This window comes from Micromonospora orduensis (assembly GCF_006228125.1).
In the GTDB taxonomy this organism is placed as follows: Bacteria; Actinomycetota; Actinomycetes; order Mycobacteriales; family Micromonosporaceae; genus Micromonospora; species Micromonospora orduensis.
Genome location: NZ_VDFY01000256.1, coordinates 1 through 14,814, shown reverse-complemented (window position 1 = coordinate 14,814; position 14,814 = coordinate 1). Strand labels below are relative to the sequence as shown.

Annotated in this window: 9 protein-coding genes; 8 read left to right on the top strand and 1 reads right to left on the bottom strand. The window is 75.0% G+C overall.

The features are described 5' to 3' along the window. Positions 1–3,603, top strand: a 3,603-nt coding sequence (locus tag FHG89_RS28450) for a S8 family serine peptidase (protein WP_139587489.1), incomplete at its 5' end; no start/stop codon positions are given. Between the two features lie 56 nt (positions 3,604–3,659). Here FHG89_RS28450 and FHG89_RS28445 read toward each other — a convergent pair. Further along, the gene (locus tag FHG89_RS28445; RefSeq protein WP_139587488.1) at positions 3,660–4,664 is read right to left on the bottom strand and encodes a helix-turn-helix domain-containing protein; all 1,005 of its coding nucleotides are present in this window, start codon (positions 4,662–4,664) and stop codon (positions 3,660–3,662) included. A gap of 102 nt (positions 4,665–4,766) precedes the next feature. Between FHG89_RS28445 and recN the strand changes: the two genes are divergently transcribed. From recN to FHG89_RS28410, 7 genes are all read left to right on the top strand, one after another. Beyond that, positions 4,767–6,524: a DNA repair protein RecN gene (recN, locus tag FHG89_RS28440; protein WP_139587487.1), complete on the top strand. Its 1,758-nt coding sequence runs from the start codon at positions 4,767–4,769 to the stop codon at positions 6,522–6,524. Positions 6,525–6,643: 119 nt separating this feature from the next. After that, positions 6,644–7,822, top strand: a complete 1,179-nt coding sequence (gene steA, locus FHG89_RS28435) for a putative cytokinetic ring protein SteA (RefSeq protein WP_139587486.1) — start codon at positions 6,644–6,646, stop codon at positions 7,820–7,822. 27 nt (positions 7,823–7,849) lie between these two features. Then, positions 7,850–8,791, top strand: a complete 942-nt coding sequence (locus FHG89_RS28430; RefSeq protein ID WP_139587485.1) for a copper transporter — start codon at positions 7,850–7,852, stop codon at positions 8,789–8,791. 43 nt (positions 8,792–8,834) lie between these two features. Then, positions 8,835–9,701: a hypothetical protein gene (locus FHG89_RS28425; protein WP_139587484.1), complete on the top strand. Its 867-nt coding sequence runs from the start codon at positions 8,835–8,837 to the stop codon at positions 9,699–9,701. Position 9,702: 1 nt separating this feature from the next. Further along, positions 9,703–11,388, top strand: a complete 1,686-nt coding sequence (gene murJ, locus FHG89_RS28420) for a murein biosynthesis integral membrane protein MurJ (RefSeq protein ID WP_139587483.1) — start codon at positions 9,703–9,705, stop codon at positions 11,386–11,388. After that, positions 11,385–12,551, top strand: coding sequence for a glycosyltransferase family 4 protein (locus FHG89_RS28415; protein WP_139587482.1), 1,167 nt, complete (start codon positions 11,385–11,387; stop codon positions 12,549–12,551). Before murJ ends, FHG89_RS28415 begins: the two co-directional genes overlap by 4 nt. Further along, positions 12,551–14,814, top strand: a 2,264-nt coding sequence (locus FHG89_RS28410) for a hypothetical protein (protein WP_244295940.1), incomplete at its 3' end; no start/stop codon positions are given. The genes FHG89_RS28415 and FHG89_RS28410, both read left to right, overlap by 1 nt.

Here is a 14,814-nt window from a genome sequence, read left to right as displayed (position 1 = left end):
ACCCGGCCCGGCGCCACGCCCGTTCGTGTCACCCTGATCACCGGCGACCAGGTCGAGCTCGCGCCGGCGGCGCCGGGCCGGGTCGCCGCCACCGTCCGCCCGGGCCCCGGGCGTGAGCGGGTCATCTTCCAGACCCTCGAGGTCGACGGCGGGCTGCGGGTGCTGCCCAGCGACGCGGTGCCCTACGTGTCCAGCGGGGTCCTCGACGCCAACCTGTTCGACGTGCAGGAGTTGGCCGCCGACGGCTACGGCGACTCCGCGCAGGGCGACCTGCCGCTGATCGTGCGCTACCAGGAGCCGGCCGCCGGCCGGGTCCGGCCGCTCGCCGTCGCCGCCGACGCCCGCCCCCTGGCGAGCATCAACGGCGCCGCGTTGCGGGTCGGCAAGGGCGACCTCGGCGGCCTGTGGACCACCCTCGCCGCCGCGCCGGCCACCCGGGCCACGGCCGCCGCCCCCAGGCTGGGCGGTGGCATCGCCCGCGTCTGGCTGGACGCCCGGGTGCGCCCCGCGCTGGAGCACAGCGTGCCGCAGATCGGCGCACCGCAGGCCTGGGCGGCCGGCCGGGACGGCAACGGCGTGACGGTGGCGGTCCTGGACACCGGCGTCGACGCCACCCACCCCGACCTGGCCGGGCGGATCGCCGAGGCGCGGGACTTCTCCGACAGCGGCAGCGCCCGTGACGGCCATGGCCACGGCACCCACGTCGCGGCCACCATCGCCGGCAGCGGCGCCGCGTCGGCGGGGCTGCGCAGGGGCGTGGCGCCCGGCGCGCGGCTGCTGGTCGGCAAGGTTTTGGACGACGGCGGTTCCGGCAGCTCCTCGGCGATCATCGCCGGCATGGAGTGGGCCGCCCACTCCGGCGCGAAGGTCGTCAGCATGAGCCTCGGCGGTGACCCGACCGACGGCACCGACCCGATGAGCCAGGCCGTCAACGACCTGACCGCCGAGACCGGCGCGCTCTTCGTCGTCGCCGCCGGCAACTCGGGCGCCGCGCGTACCGTCGGCTCTCCGGGCGCGGCCACCGCGGCGCTCACCGTCGGCGCGGTGGACCGCGACGACAACCTCGCGGAGTTCTCCAGCCGCGGTCCGCGTCTCGGCGACAACGGCCTCAAGCCGGAGATCACCGCGCCGGGCGTCGGCATCGTCGCCGCGCGGGCCGCCGGCACCACAATGGGTACGCCGGTGGGCGACGCCTACACGACCGCGTCCGGGACGTCGATGGCCACCCCGCACGTGGCCGGCGCGGCGGCGATCCTCGCCCAGGAACACCCCGACTGGGCCGCCGGGAAGCTCAAGGACGCCCTCGTCAGCACCACGAAGGCCAACCCGGCGCTCACCGTCTTCGAGCAGGGCGGCGGCAGGGTCGACGTGGCGCGGGCGCTCACGCAGCGGGTGTACGCGTCGTCCACAGTCGACTTCGGCCGGATCTCCACAGGCGACGCGGCCGTCGAGCGGACCGTGACGTACACGAACGGCACGAAGGCCGCGCAGACCCTGCGGCTGACCCTGGACCTGCGCAACCTGGACAGCGGGGCGGCCGAGACCGACGGGGTCGCCGTCGGCTCCGGCGAGGTGAGCGTGCCGGCGGGCGGCAGCGTGGCCGTGCCGCTGCGCGCCGACCCGGCGAAGCTGGGCCGGGGCCCGCACGGCGGCTGGCTGGTGGCGACCGGTACGGACGGCGTCGCCGTGCGCACGCCGGTCGGGCTCACCGTCAGCGGCCCCCTGCACGAGGTCACCGTCAAGGTGCTGGACCGGCAGGGTCAGCTGACCCTCTCGCCCGGGCTGACCCTGTTCGGCGAGCAGCCCGAGTCGGACTACTGGGGCTGGTGGCCGGGGGAGGGCACCCTGCGGGTCGAGGAGGGCACGTACCTGCTGACCGCGCTCGTGGAGCACGGCGCCCCGCTGGACGAGCAGCTGACCCAGGCCGTCGAGCCGGAGTTGACAGTCGACCGGGACCTGACAGTGGTGCTCGACGCCCGCAAGGGCACCCCGGTGCGGATCGAGACGCCGAAGCCCAGCGAGCAGCGGGCCACGCTCAGCTTCTACGTGCACCGGGTGCTGGGCAACGGCCGGCAGATCGACCACGGTGTGATGGCCTACAGCACCGTCCAGCAGGTGAACGTCACGCCCACCCGGCAGGTGCGCCAGGGCGAGTTCGAGTTCGCCTCGCGCTGGCAGCTCGTCGCGCCGATGGTGGACGCGAAGGTCAGCGGGGTGTCCGGTCCGTCGGACATCAACCTGCTGGGCACCTCGCCGGCGCCGACCGGTCGGCGGAGACTGCCGCTGGTCTGGGCCGGCGCCGGAACCCCCGCCGAGCTGACCCGGGTGCGGGGGGCCGCCGCGCTGCTCACCGCCGACCCGGACCTCTCGGAGGAGGAGCAGGCGGCCGCCGCCGCGAAGGCCGGCGCCGCGGTGGTGCTCGTCGTCCGGCCGGAGGACCGCTCCGCGTGGACGGTGTGGCGGCCGATCGGGGAGCGACTGCCGATCCCGTCGATGGTCGTCGCGTACGACGACGGGCAGCGGCTGATCGCGGCGGCGCGCAGCGGCCGGGCGACCCTGGACCTGACGTTGACCGTGGACAGCCCGTACCTGTACGACGTGTGGCAGGTGTCGAAGGGTCGGGTGCCGGAGCGGGTCGTGCACACGGTGACCGCGAAGAACACCGCCGAGGTGACCGCGAGCTACGGCGACATGGGCGCGGGCTGGGCCAGCGAGGAGCGGTTCGGCTGGCGGCCGTGGCAGGAGTACGCCTGGAACGACGACCAGCGGATGGTCCGCAACGGGACCACCCGGCAGGAGTTCGTCAGCGCCGGGGACAACTGGTGGCAGCACCGGGTGTTGCACAAGGTCATGTTCATGCAGTGGGGGCAGTTGGACGGCGGTCTGGCCCAGGCGCCCCGGCGGTACGACGCCGACGACCGGGAGACCGAGACCTGGCACGCGCCGGTGGTGCGTCCGGCCGTTCCGGCCAGCGGTGCGACGGTGCCGACGCGCACCGGTGACAGCCTGGACCTGCGGGTGCCCGAGTTCGTCGACGCCGACGGCCACTACAGCCCGGCCGGCAGGAGTGAGGAGTCGGACACGGTCGAGGCCCGGGTCAGCCGCGACGGGCGGCAGATCGCCGACCTGTCCGGCGGGTGGGTGCCGGTGCCCACCAGCCCGGCGGCGGCCCGCTACCGCCTGGACGTGACCACGCGACGGGCCTCGGCCGAGTGGCGTTTCGCCACGCGTACGGAGACGGCCTGGGAGTTCACCTCGGCTCGACCGTCGGGCGACGCGGCCACCCCGCTGTCGCTGTTGCAGGTGGACTACCGGGTGCCGGCCGACCTGCTGAACACGGTGCGCGGCAACCGGCCGCACCAGGTGGGGCTGACCCTGCGCCAGCCGACCGGGGTGCCCGCGCCGAAGGGTGCCAGCGTCCGGGTGGAGGTCTCCTTCGACGGGGGCGTCACCTGGCGGTCCGCGCCGACCCGGGGCTCCGGTACCCGGTACACCGCGACGGTGCCGGCCGGGCGCGGAACCGTCTCGCTGCGGGTGCACGCCCGCGACCGGGCCGGGAACACCGTCGACCAGACCGTGGTCGACGCGTACGGGCTGCGCTGACGGGTGCGGGGGTGGGGCGGCTCCGGCCGTCCCGCCCCCTCGGGGCCCTGCCGGCGTCAGATCCAGCCGCGGCGGGCCACCTGGAACGCCAGCCCGGGTCGGGTGTCCACGCCGGCGGCGTCCATCAGGTCGGCGAGCCGCCGCTGCACGGTCCGGCGGCTCACCCCGAGCTGGGAGGCGATGGACTTGTCCGGTACGCCGGCCACGAACAGGGACAGCAGTCGCGCCTCGTCGGCGTCCGGCCGATAGCCGTCGGCCGGGCGTTCGGCGTGCGAGCCGTCGTCGGTGGGGTCGGGATCGTCCAGCCGCAGCCGGGTGGCCACCCGCCAGTGACTCTCGAACAGGGCGAGCAACGCGTCGAGCAGTTGACTGCGGCCGATCACGGCGGCGCTCGGCTCGCCGCCGTCGCGGTCGGCCACCAGCGGGCAGATGGCGGTGCGGGCGTCCACGATGGCCAGTCGTACCGGCAGGCGGTCCAGGACGCGGGCCTGTTCGCCGGCGCCGACGCCCTTGGCCAGGTCGGTGAGCGCGCCCGGTTCCAGCAGCAGTTCCCGCTCGTAGATGGCGCGGTAGCTCACCCCGCGGGCCAGCGCGTCGAACTCCTCCAGGTTCTCCGGCCCGGCCATGGCCAGGGGGTTGGCCCGGCAGAACCACAGCACCTCCGTACGCGCCGAGTTCTGCAGGTCGCGCAGCCGGTCGCGGAGCACCCGGGCACCAGTGATCACCTCGACCAGGTGGTCGACGTGGTGCCGGCGCAGCCCGGAGCGGTACTCCTCGGCCAGCTGGGTGACCCGGCGACGGGCCGCCTCCAGGTCCTCCTGCCGGCGCAGCAGTGTCGCGCCGAGGGCGACGTCCGGGGCGTTCGGGCGCAGGGGAGCGTCCGGGTCGGTGTCGGTGGCCTGCACCAGGCCCTTGGCGCGCAGCGCCTCGACCTCGGCGACGACCTGCTCACGGGGCCGGTCCAGCCGGCGGACCAACTCGTCGATCCGGGCCGTGGTGAGCTGCAACAGGCAGCGGTACAGCTCCTCCTCGGCGGGGGTCAGGCCGATCACGTCCAACACGGGGCAGAACTGTACGTCGCCCAGGTGGGGGCCACGTCGCGGCCCACCGGCGGGGCCCGTCGGCTGGTCAACTGTCGGGGCACGCGTCTACTGTCGGGTGCTGTGCTGGAAGAGCTGCGCATCACCGGGCTGGGCGTCATCGACGACACGACGCTGCCGCTGACCGGCGGCATGAACGTCATCACCGGCGAGACCGGTGCGGGCAAGACGATGGTGGTCACCGGTCTCGGCCTGCTCTTCGGCGGCCGGGCCGACGCCGGGCGGGTGCGTGCCCAACCGGGCCGGGCCGTGGTGGAGGGTCGGCTGCGGCTGGAGGGCCGGGTCGCCGACGCGGTGTACGCGCGCATCTCCGACGCCGGCGGCGAGCCCGACGAGGACGGCTCGCTGCTGTTGAGCCGCACGGTGACGGTCGAGGGCCGCTCCCGCGCGCACGTGGGTGGCCGGAGCATGCCGGTGTCGATGCTCGGCGAGGTCGGCGAGCAGGCGGTGGCCGTGCACGGCCAGTCCGACCAGCTGCGGCTGCTGCGCCCGGCCGAGCAGCGCGCCGCGCTGGACCGGTTCGCCGGCCCGGCGCACGAGAAGCTGCTCGACGCGTTGCGCGAGGCGTACACGGGGTGGCGGCGGATCGTCGACGACCTTGCCGACCGGCGGCGCAACGCCCGCGAGCGCAACCAGGAGGCCGACCTGCTGCGGCTCGGCCTCGACGAGATCACCCGGGTCGACCCGCAGCCGGGTGAGGACGACGAGCTGAAGACCGAGGCGCAGCGGCTGGAGCACGCCGAGGGGCTGCGGACGGCGGCGCAGCTGGCGCAGCTGTGCGTGGCCGGCGGCGCGGAGGCGGCTGACGAGACACCGGACGCGGCGGCGCTGCTCGGCACGGCCCGGCGCACCCTGGAGGCGCAGGCCGGCACCGATCCGGCGCTCGGCGAGTTGGCGGCCCGGCTGGAGGAGGCCGCCACCCTGGTCACCGACGTGTCCGCGGAGCTGTCGGCGTACCTGGCGACGCTGGACGCGGACCCGGCCCGGCTGCAGCACGTCTACGAGCGGCGGGCCGCGCTGCGCGCGTTGACCCGCAAGTACGCCGACGACGTCGACGGGGTGATCGCCTGGGCCGATCGGGCCCGCACCCGTCTGTCCGATCTGGACACGTCCGACGATCTGCTCGACGAGTTGGAGCGCGAGGGCCAGCGGCTGGCCGGTGAGGTGGCCGACCTGGCCGGTCGGGTGTCGGCGTCGCGGCAGGAGGCGGCGGTGCGTTTCGCCGACCAGGTCACGGTCGAGCTTGCCGGTCTGGCCATGCCGCACGCCCGGATCGAGGTGGCGGTGCTGCCCCGCCCGGCCGGTCGCGCCGAGCCGGCGTTGCCGGTCAACGGGGTGGAGGTGGGTGTCGGCCCGGACGGCGGTGACGAGGTGGAGCTGCGGTTGCTGGCCCACCCGGGCGCCCCGTCGTTGCCGTTGCAGCGCGGCGCGTCCGGTGGTGAGTTGTCCCGGGTGATGCTCGCCATCGAGGTGGTCTTCGCCGGCTCGGGAGGCCCGCCCACGTTGGTCTTCGACGAGGTCGACGCGGGCGTGGGCGGTCAGGCGGCGGTGGAGATCGGTCGGCGGCTGGCCCGGTTGGCCCGCAGCCACCAGGTGTTGGTGGTCACCCACCTGCCGCAGGTGGCCGCGTTCGCCGACCGGCATCTGGTGGTGGCGAAGGACACCGGCGGCGCGGTGACCACCAGCGGGGTACGGGTGGTGGAGGACACCGAGCGGGCCCGGGAACTGGCCCGGATGCTCGCTGGTTTGCCCGATTCGGATCTGGGTATCGCCCACGCCGAGGAGCTTCTGGCCGTAGCCGCGAAGGAAAGGCGGCCGTGACGCCGCGTATTGTGAGCGCAAGCACACCGGCTTGTGCCGGTGTGTGCTTCCCTGGGTAGGCGGCCCTGCTCAGGCATGTCGCGACAGAAAAGCCTGCCTCACATGCCAGGATGGTCACGATGCGTCTACCCACGTTGCGCCGGAACCGAAACGCGGAGCCGGGCCGAGTCCTCGGCACCGCGCGCCTCGATCGCCGGACGAAGCGCCTGGTCGGCCGGCTGCGCCCGGGTGACATCGCGGTCATCGACCACGTCGATCTGGACCGGGTGGCGGCCGATTCGTTGGTCGCCGTCGGTGTCGCGGCGGTGCTCAACGCCAAGCCCTCGGTGTCCGGCCGCTACCCGAACCTCGGCCCGGAGGTGTTGGTCGCCGCCGGCATTCCGCTGCTCGACGACCTCGGGGAGGGCGTGTTCGAGCGGATCCGCGAGGGCGACCAGGTGCGCATCGAGGGCAACACGGTCTTCGCCGGTGACGAGCCGGTGGCGCACGGCAGCCTCCAGGACGCCGAGTCGGTCGCCAAGGCGATGGCCGACGCGCGGGAGGGTCTGTCGGTGCAGTTGGAGGCGTTCGCCGCCAACACGATGGACTACCTGCGCCAGGAGCGCGACCTGCTGCTCGACGGCGTGGGCGTACCGGACATCGAGACCCAGATCCAGGGCCGGCACTGCCTGATCGTGGTGCGCGGCTACGACTACAAGGCCGACCTGGACGTGCTGCGGCCGTACATCCGGGAGTTCAAGCCGGTGCTGATCGGCGTCGACGGCGGCGCGGACGCGCTGGTCGAGGCCGGCTACACCCCCGACATGATCATCGGGGACATGGATTCGGTCACCGACGACGTGCTGCGCTGCGGCGCCGAGGTGATCGTGCACGCCTACCCGGACGGGCGGGCGCCGGGGCTGCCCCGGGTCAACGGTCTCGGCGTGCCGGCGATCACCTTCCCGGCCGCGGCGACCAGCGAGGATCTGGCCATGCTGCTCGCCGACGAGAAGGGCGCCTCGCTGCTGGTCGCCGTCGGCACGCACGCCACGCTCGTCGAGTTCCTGGACAAGGGTCGCGGCGGGATGGCCTCGACGTTCCTGACCCGGTTGAAGGTCGGTGGCAAGCTGGTCGACGCCAAGGGTGTGAGCCGGCTCTACCGGCAGAGCATCTCCGGTTCGTCACTGCTGTTGCTGGTGCTGTCGGCGATCGCGGCGATGGCGTCCGCGGTGGCCGTGTCGACCGTCGGGAAGGCGTACCTGGGCGTCGTCGCCGAGTGGTGGGACAATTTCGTGTTCCAGCTGTACCGGCTGTTCTAGTTCCCGACCGATCAAGAGGCTGCAAGCGTGATCAACTTCCGCTACCACGTGGTGTCCCTCACCGCGGTCTTCCTGGCTCTGGCGATCGGCCTGGTGGTCGGCACGGCCGCCCTCAACGGCCCGGTCGCCGACTCGCTCAAGGAGCAGGTCACCGGGCTGCGCAAGGACAACCAGCAGTGGCGTCAGCAGGTCAGCAACATGGAGAAGCAGCTCGCGCTGGAGGAGGAGTTCGCCGAGGAGATGTCCCAGGTCGTCCTGCCGGGCACCCTCACCGGGCGCCGGGTCGTGGTGCTCAGCCTGCCCAACGGGCGCGACCACACCGAGGGTGTGCTCAAGAAGCTCCAGCTGGCCGGCGCCACCATCACCGGCCGGGTCGACCTGCAGGACAAGTTCATCAACCCGGACAACAACTCCAACCTGCTGGAACTGGCCGTCACCGCCGCCCGGCCGACCGCGCAGACCACCGGCCTGCCCGGCAACGGGCACGGCGTGGAGACCTCCAGCGCGCTGCTGGCAAGCGTCCTGCTGGACCGGGCGCAGGGCGTCGCGCCGGTAAGCGACGCCGACCGCCGGGCGGTGCTGGCCGCGTACAACAACGCGGGCTATCTGACCACCGACAGCAACAAGGTCACCGGCTCGGCGGAGGCGGTCGTCGTGGTCAGCGGGCAGCCGTACGTCGACAAGGACTCCGACAAGCGGGACGAGTCGGTCGTCAAGATCGCCGAGCAGTTCGACCGGACCGGGTCGATCGTGGTGGGCGGCAACGGCTCGGTCGGCGGCAACCTGGTCTCCGTGGTCCGCGGCGACCCGGTGCTCGCGCAGACGATCTCCACGGTCGACAACGCCAACACCGTGCAGGGCCAACTGGTCACCAGCCTCGCTCTGGTGCAGCAGCTCACCGAGAAGAAGGCGGGCCAGTACGGCGTCGGCGACAACGCCGCCTCCCTGCTGCCTAGACTGCCCCAGTGAGCGAACGACGTACCCGCGTGTCCGTAATCGAGAAGGTGGCGGCGTGAGGGCGCTGGGCCGGCTGCTGATCGCCGGCGCCGGCGCCGCGGCGGCCCGGTACGCGCTGCGCGAGGTGCGCAGCGCCCCGGTCGGGCCCGCGCTGGAGCGCACCAATTTCCGTGGTCGGACGGTGACCCTGGCCGCCGGGCCGGCGCTCGCCGTCGGCGCGGCCACCGTCGGCGCGTTCGGCGCGACCAGCGGCGCGTCCGGTGCGGCTGCCCTGGTCGCCGGCCTCGGCGCGGGTGGCGTCGGGCTGTACGACGACGTGGTCGGCGGCCGGCCGGAACAGAAGGCGGCCAAGGGCTTCGCCGGTCACCTCGCCGCCCTGCGCGAGGGGCGGGTCACCGCCGGCCTGGTCAAGGTCGTCGGGGTGGGCGCCGCCGGGCTGGGCGCCGCCGCGCTGCTCGCCGCCGACCCCCGGGTAGCGGCGCATCCGCGCCGGCAGCGCCACGGCGCGTTCGGCCGGGGCATCGACGTGCTGCTCGGCGCTGGCGTGATCGCCGGCACCGCCAACCTGCTCAACCTGCTCGACCTGCGGCCCGGCCGGGCCATCAAGTCCGGGCTGCTGCTCGCCGCGCCGCTGACCGGCGGCCCGCACGGCGGGATCGCCGCCGGCGCGGCAGGCGCCGCCGCGGGTCTGCTCCGCGACGACCTGGCCGAGGACGTCATGCTCGGCGACAGCGGCGCGAACGCCCTCGGCGCGCTGCTCGGCGTCGCGCTCGCCGCCCGCACCGGCCCGCTCGGCCGGGCCGGTGCGCTGGCCGTGCTCGCCGGGCTCACCGCCGCCAGCGAGAAGGTCAGCTTCACGTCGGTGATCCAGCAGACCCCGGGGCTGCGGGAGCTTGACGCACTGGGCCGACGCGCCGACTGACGTGACCAGACCGGCACCCCTCGCCGGCGCCGGCCGGCTGGCCGGGGCAGCCGCGCTCATCGCCGTCCTCACCGTGGCCAGCCGACTCGCCGGCTTCGGCCGCACCGCCGTGTTCACCTGGGTGGTCCAGCAGAGCGACCTCGGCGGCATGTACGTGATCGCGAACACGGTGCCGAACATCGTCTTCGAGATCGTCGCGGGTGGGGCGCTGGCCAGTCTGGTCGTACCGCTGCTGGCCGGGGCGGTCGCGGCGGAGGACCGGCGGGCGGTGGCCGAGACCACGGGGGCGCTGCTCACCTGGACGGTGAGCCTGCTCGTTCCGCTCGCCGTGCTGGTCGTCCTGTTCGCCGATCCGATCATCTCGCTGATCAGCGAGGGACGCTCGGCGTCGGAACTCGCCGCCGGTGCCCGGATGCTGCGGGTGTTCGCCCCGCAGTTGCCGCTCTACGGGATCGGCATCGTGCTCACCGGTGTCCTGCAGGCGCACCGGCGTTTCGCCTGGCCGGTCATCGCCCCGCTGCTGTCCAGCCTCACCGTGGTCGTCGTCTACCTGGCCTTCGGCACCGCGCAGGGGCGTGGCGCGTCGGTGGCCCAGGTCAGCCGCGGCGGTGAGCTGCTGCTGTCCGCCGGCACCACGCTGGGCGTGGTCGTGCTGTCCCTGTCGCTGCTGATCCCGCTGCGTCGGCTGCGGCTGCGGCCCCGGTTCGGGTACGCCTTCACCGCCGACGCGCGGACGCGGATCGGCGGGCTCGCCACGGCCGGCGCGGTGACCGTGGCGGCGCAGCAGGTCGCGCTCCTGGTGATCCTGAACCGTGTGTCCGGTGGCCCCACCGGCTCCCCGCAGGTATTCAACCTGGCCCAGGCCATCTTCCTGTTGCCGTGGGCGGTGCTCGCCGTACCGCTGGCGGTGGCGTCCTACCCGGCGCTCGCCACCGCCTCCGCCGCCGGCGACGAGACCGGCTACCGGCGGACCCTGTCGACGACGGTGCGCGGCGTGCTGCTGTTCAGCTGCCTGGGCGTCGCGGCGCTGGTCGCCACCGCGCAGCCCGTCGCGGCCGTCTTCTACCCGGACAATCCGGCGTCCACCGCGGCGGCCATCACCGGCTTCGCCCCCGGCCTGCTCGGCTACGGGCTGTTCGCCGTCCTGTCCCGCGCGCTGTACGCGCGCGGCGACACCCGGCCGGCGACCGTGGCGATCACGCTGGGCTGGCTGGTCGTCCCGGCCGTGGCGCTGCCGTTGACCGCCCTGCTTCCCACCGCCGACCGGGTCCTCGCGGTGACCGTCGCGAACTCGGTGGGCATGCTCGTGCTCGGGGCGCTGCTGGTCACGGCGGTGCTGCGCGCCGCCGGGCGTCCGGCGCTGGCCGGCACGACCCGGGCCGGGGCGGCCGGCGGCCTGGCCGGAGTGCTCGCCGCGCTCGCCGGGCTGGGCGTCGTCCGGCTGCTCGACACGCCGGATGGCGGCACCCCGACGATGGCGGCGGCACTCGGTCAGGGCATGCTGTCCGGGGTTCTGGTCGGGGTGGTGTTCCTCGCCGTGGTCTGGTTCGTCGACCGGCGGGACGTACGGCCGCTGCTCGCCGGGGTGCTGCGCCGCCTGAAGCGGCGGGGGCCGCGAGAGCCCGGCGGGGGGTCGACGCCGACCGCGCCGGAGCGGGGCGACGGGAAGGAGACGGTGGGCCAGTGAGCGCGGGACGTGAGCCAACTCAGCCGGCCAGCTGGTCGGGCAGTGTCGCGTTGGTGCTCGCCTCCAGCACCGGTGGTGTCGGCCAGCACGTCCGCTCGGTGGCACGCGGGCTCGTCGCGGCCGGCGCGCGGGTGCTGGTGTGCGGGCCGGCGGCGACGCAGGAGCAGTTCGACTTCGTGGGCGTCGGCGCCCGGTTCGAGCCGGTGGAGATTCCGGCCAGCCCGACTCCCGCCGACGCGCGCGCGGTGCTCGCCGTGCGCCGGGTGCTCGCCGAGGCCCGGGTCGACGTGGTGCACGCCCACGGCCTGCGCGCCGGGCTGGTGGCCGTGCTGGCCCGTCCGGCCGCCCCGCTGGTGGTGACCTGGCACAACGCTGTCCTCGCGGGTGGTTTGCGCGGCGGCGTGTCCCGTCTCGTCGAGCGGGTGGTGGCCCGGGGCGCCCGGGTGGCCCTCGGCGCGTCCGCTGACCTGGTGGACCGGGCCGCGGCGCTGGGCGCCGCCGACGCCCGGCTCGCCCCGGTCGCCGCGCCGACCCTGCCCGAGCCGCGTCGACGTCCGGCGGCGGTCCGGGCCGAGTTCGGCGTACGGCCGGACCAGCCGCTGATCGTGTCGGTGGGCCGGTTGCACCCGCAGAAGCGCTACGACGTGCTGATCGACGCGGCGGCCCGCTGGCGTACCCGCACACCGCCACCGGTCGTGGTGATCGCCGGCAGCGGTCCGGCGTACCTGCCGTTGGCCGCCCGGACGTCCGCGGCCCGCGCGCCGGTGACCCTGCTGGGGCACCGTACCGACGTGGCGGACCTGCTCGCCGGCGCCGACCTGGCGGTCGTGAGCAGCGACTGGGAGGCCCGGCAACTGTTCGCGCAGGAGGCGCTGCGCGCGGGCGTACCCCTGGTGGCCACCGCGGTCGGTGGGCTGCCGGAGCTGGTCGGGGACGCTGCGGCGCTGGTTCGGCCCGGCGACGTGGACGCCCTCGACGCGGCGGTGCGCGCCCTGCTGGACGATCCGGCGGCCCGGGCCGAGCTGGGCCGCCGCGGCGCCGAGCGGGCGCTGACCTGGCCGACCGAGGCGGACACCGTGGCCGCGCTGACCGCGCTCTACGCCGAGCTGACCGCCGCCACCGGTCCGACGGCCACCCGGGCGTCCGGAACGGGACAGCGCTGATGCTGCGTCGACTCGCGCCCGCCGTGTTGACGGTGCTCGTGGTGGCGCTGGGTGTCGCCGGGCTGGCCGTGCGGCCGCCGCAGGGCACCCCGCAGCGCACCGCCGACTTCGTGGTCCTCGCGGGTGTCGCCGGTCTGCGCTGGGAGGACGTGGATCCGCAGCGCACCCCGACGCTGTGGCGGATGGCCCAGGAGGGGGCGATCGGTTCGTTGTCGGTGCGGTCCGCGCACCGGCCCACCTGCCCGGTGGACGGGTGGCTCACCCTCGGCGCGGGCAGCTTCGCCGCGTGGAACGGCAGCCGGCCCGACGGTGGCTGCCCGGCGGCCGGGGTGGCCGTGGAGCAGCCGGACGGCATCGGCGCCAACCTGCCCGATCAGGAGAGCGTCGTCCAGTACAACCAGCAGCGGCTGCCGTGGAACACCATGCCCGGGTCGCTGTCGGAGTCGGTGCGCTGCTCGGTCGCTGTCGGGCCGGGCGCGGCAGTGGCCGCCGCGCGACCGTTCGGTCGGGTCGACAGGTACGCCTCGGCGCTGCCGGACGACCCCCGTCTGCTGCTCGGCTCGTGTGTGCTGAGCATCGTCGACCTCGGCACGGTCACCGGGACCGACCCGGCTACGCGCGCGGAGGAGGCCCGCGCGGCGGACGCCCAGCTCGCCCGGGTGATGGCCGCCCGCCCGCCACGCTCGCTGGTGCTTGTCGCCGGGATCTCCGACACCGCCGGGCCGTCACGGCTGCACGTGGTGGTCGCCGACGGGCCGGGCTGGGAGCGGGGGTGGCTCACGTCGGCCAGCACCGGCCGGGACGGGTACCTGCAACTTGTCGACCTCGCGCCGACCGCGCTGGCCGCGCTGGGTCGGCCGATGCCGGAGCGGCTCTTCCTCGGCCGGCCGGCGATCAGCACGGGTGACCGCCCGGATGACCTGGCGGACGCCGTCAACGCCCCGGCGGATGCCGACCGGGAGGCGGCCGCCCAACGGACCGTCTCCGGCGGGTTCTTCACAGTGCTCGCCGTGGTGCAGGTGCTGCTGGCCCTGGCGGTGCTGCCGCTGCTGCGCCGGGCGCGGCCCCACGCCGGGCCGACCGGTCCGACGCCGGCGCCCGCGGGGCTCGTGGCGGTGGTCGAGGTGCTGCTGGTGGCGGCGGCGTTGACGGTGCCGGCGGCGCTGCTCGCCGACGCGGTGCCCTGGTGGCGGGGCGAGCATCCCGGCTGGATCTTCGCGGGGGTGACCGCGCTGCTGGTGGCGGCCGGTACGGCGGCTGTCCGGTTCGCGCCCGGCTGGGCCGGCACCCTCGGCCCGTTCGGCGCGGTGGCCGGCCTCACCACGCTCGTCGTGGGGCTGGACGTGCTCACCGGGGCGCGGCTCCAGCTCAACGGTGTGGTGGGCTATTCGGCGTTGCAGGGTGGCCGGTACTCGGGTCTGAGCACTGTCGGGCTGGGCGTGCTGCTCGCCGGGGCGCTGCTCAGCGGTGGCTGGCTCGCCCAGCGGGTGCCCCGGGGCTGGCGGCCCGCGGTGGTGGTGACCGTGGGTGGCTTCGCCGTGGTGGTCGTCGGCAGCCCGTACCTGGGCGCCGATCCGGTGGGGGCGATCGCGCTCACCGCCGGCCTGAGCGTGGCCGCGGTGATCAGCGCCGGCGGCTGGCTGACCATCAGCCGGTTGGCGTGGGCGTCGATGGCCGCCCTGGCGGTGGCTGTCGGCTTCGCCGTGGTGGATCTGCGCCGCCCACCGGCGGAGCGGGGCAGCCTGGGCCGGTTCCTGTCGGCCGTCGGCGACGGCACCGGCGGGTTCACCGTGCACCGGTCGAGTACGGAGAACTTCGAGACGCTTGTCAACAGTCCGCTGACCGTGCTGGCGTTGGCCGGTGGGCTGCTTGTGTGGTTCGCGTTGCTCCAGCCGTGGGGCGGCCTGATGCGGCTGTTCGGCATCTATCCGGCGGTCCGGGCCGCGCTGGCCGGCACGGCGGTCGCCGCGGTGCTCGGTGGGGTGCTCGACGGGGCGGCGCTGGACGTCGCCGGCGCCGCCGCCGCGCTTGTGGTGCCGATGGCCGCGCTGGCGTCGCTGCGGGTGCTCGGGCACGCCGCGGACCGGACCCGTCCGAATCCGGGCCGCCCGCGCGCCGACGGCGTGGGCTCCTCTGACGGCGCCGACGACGAGGCAGGTCCCGGCGGTGACGCCGGTCCGGGTGGTGTCGGCCCGGCCGGTGGCGGCGGCCCGACCGGCGGTGGTGGGCCGCTGGGCGCGGTGCATCCCCGCCCGATCAGCGG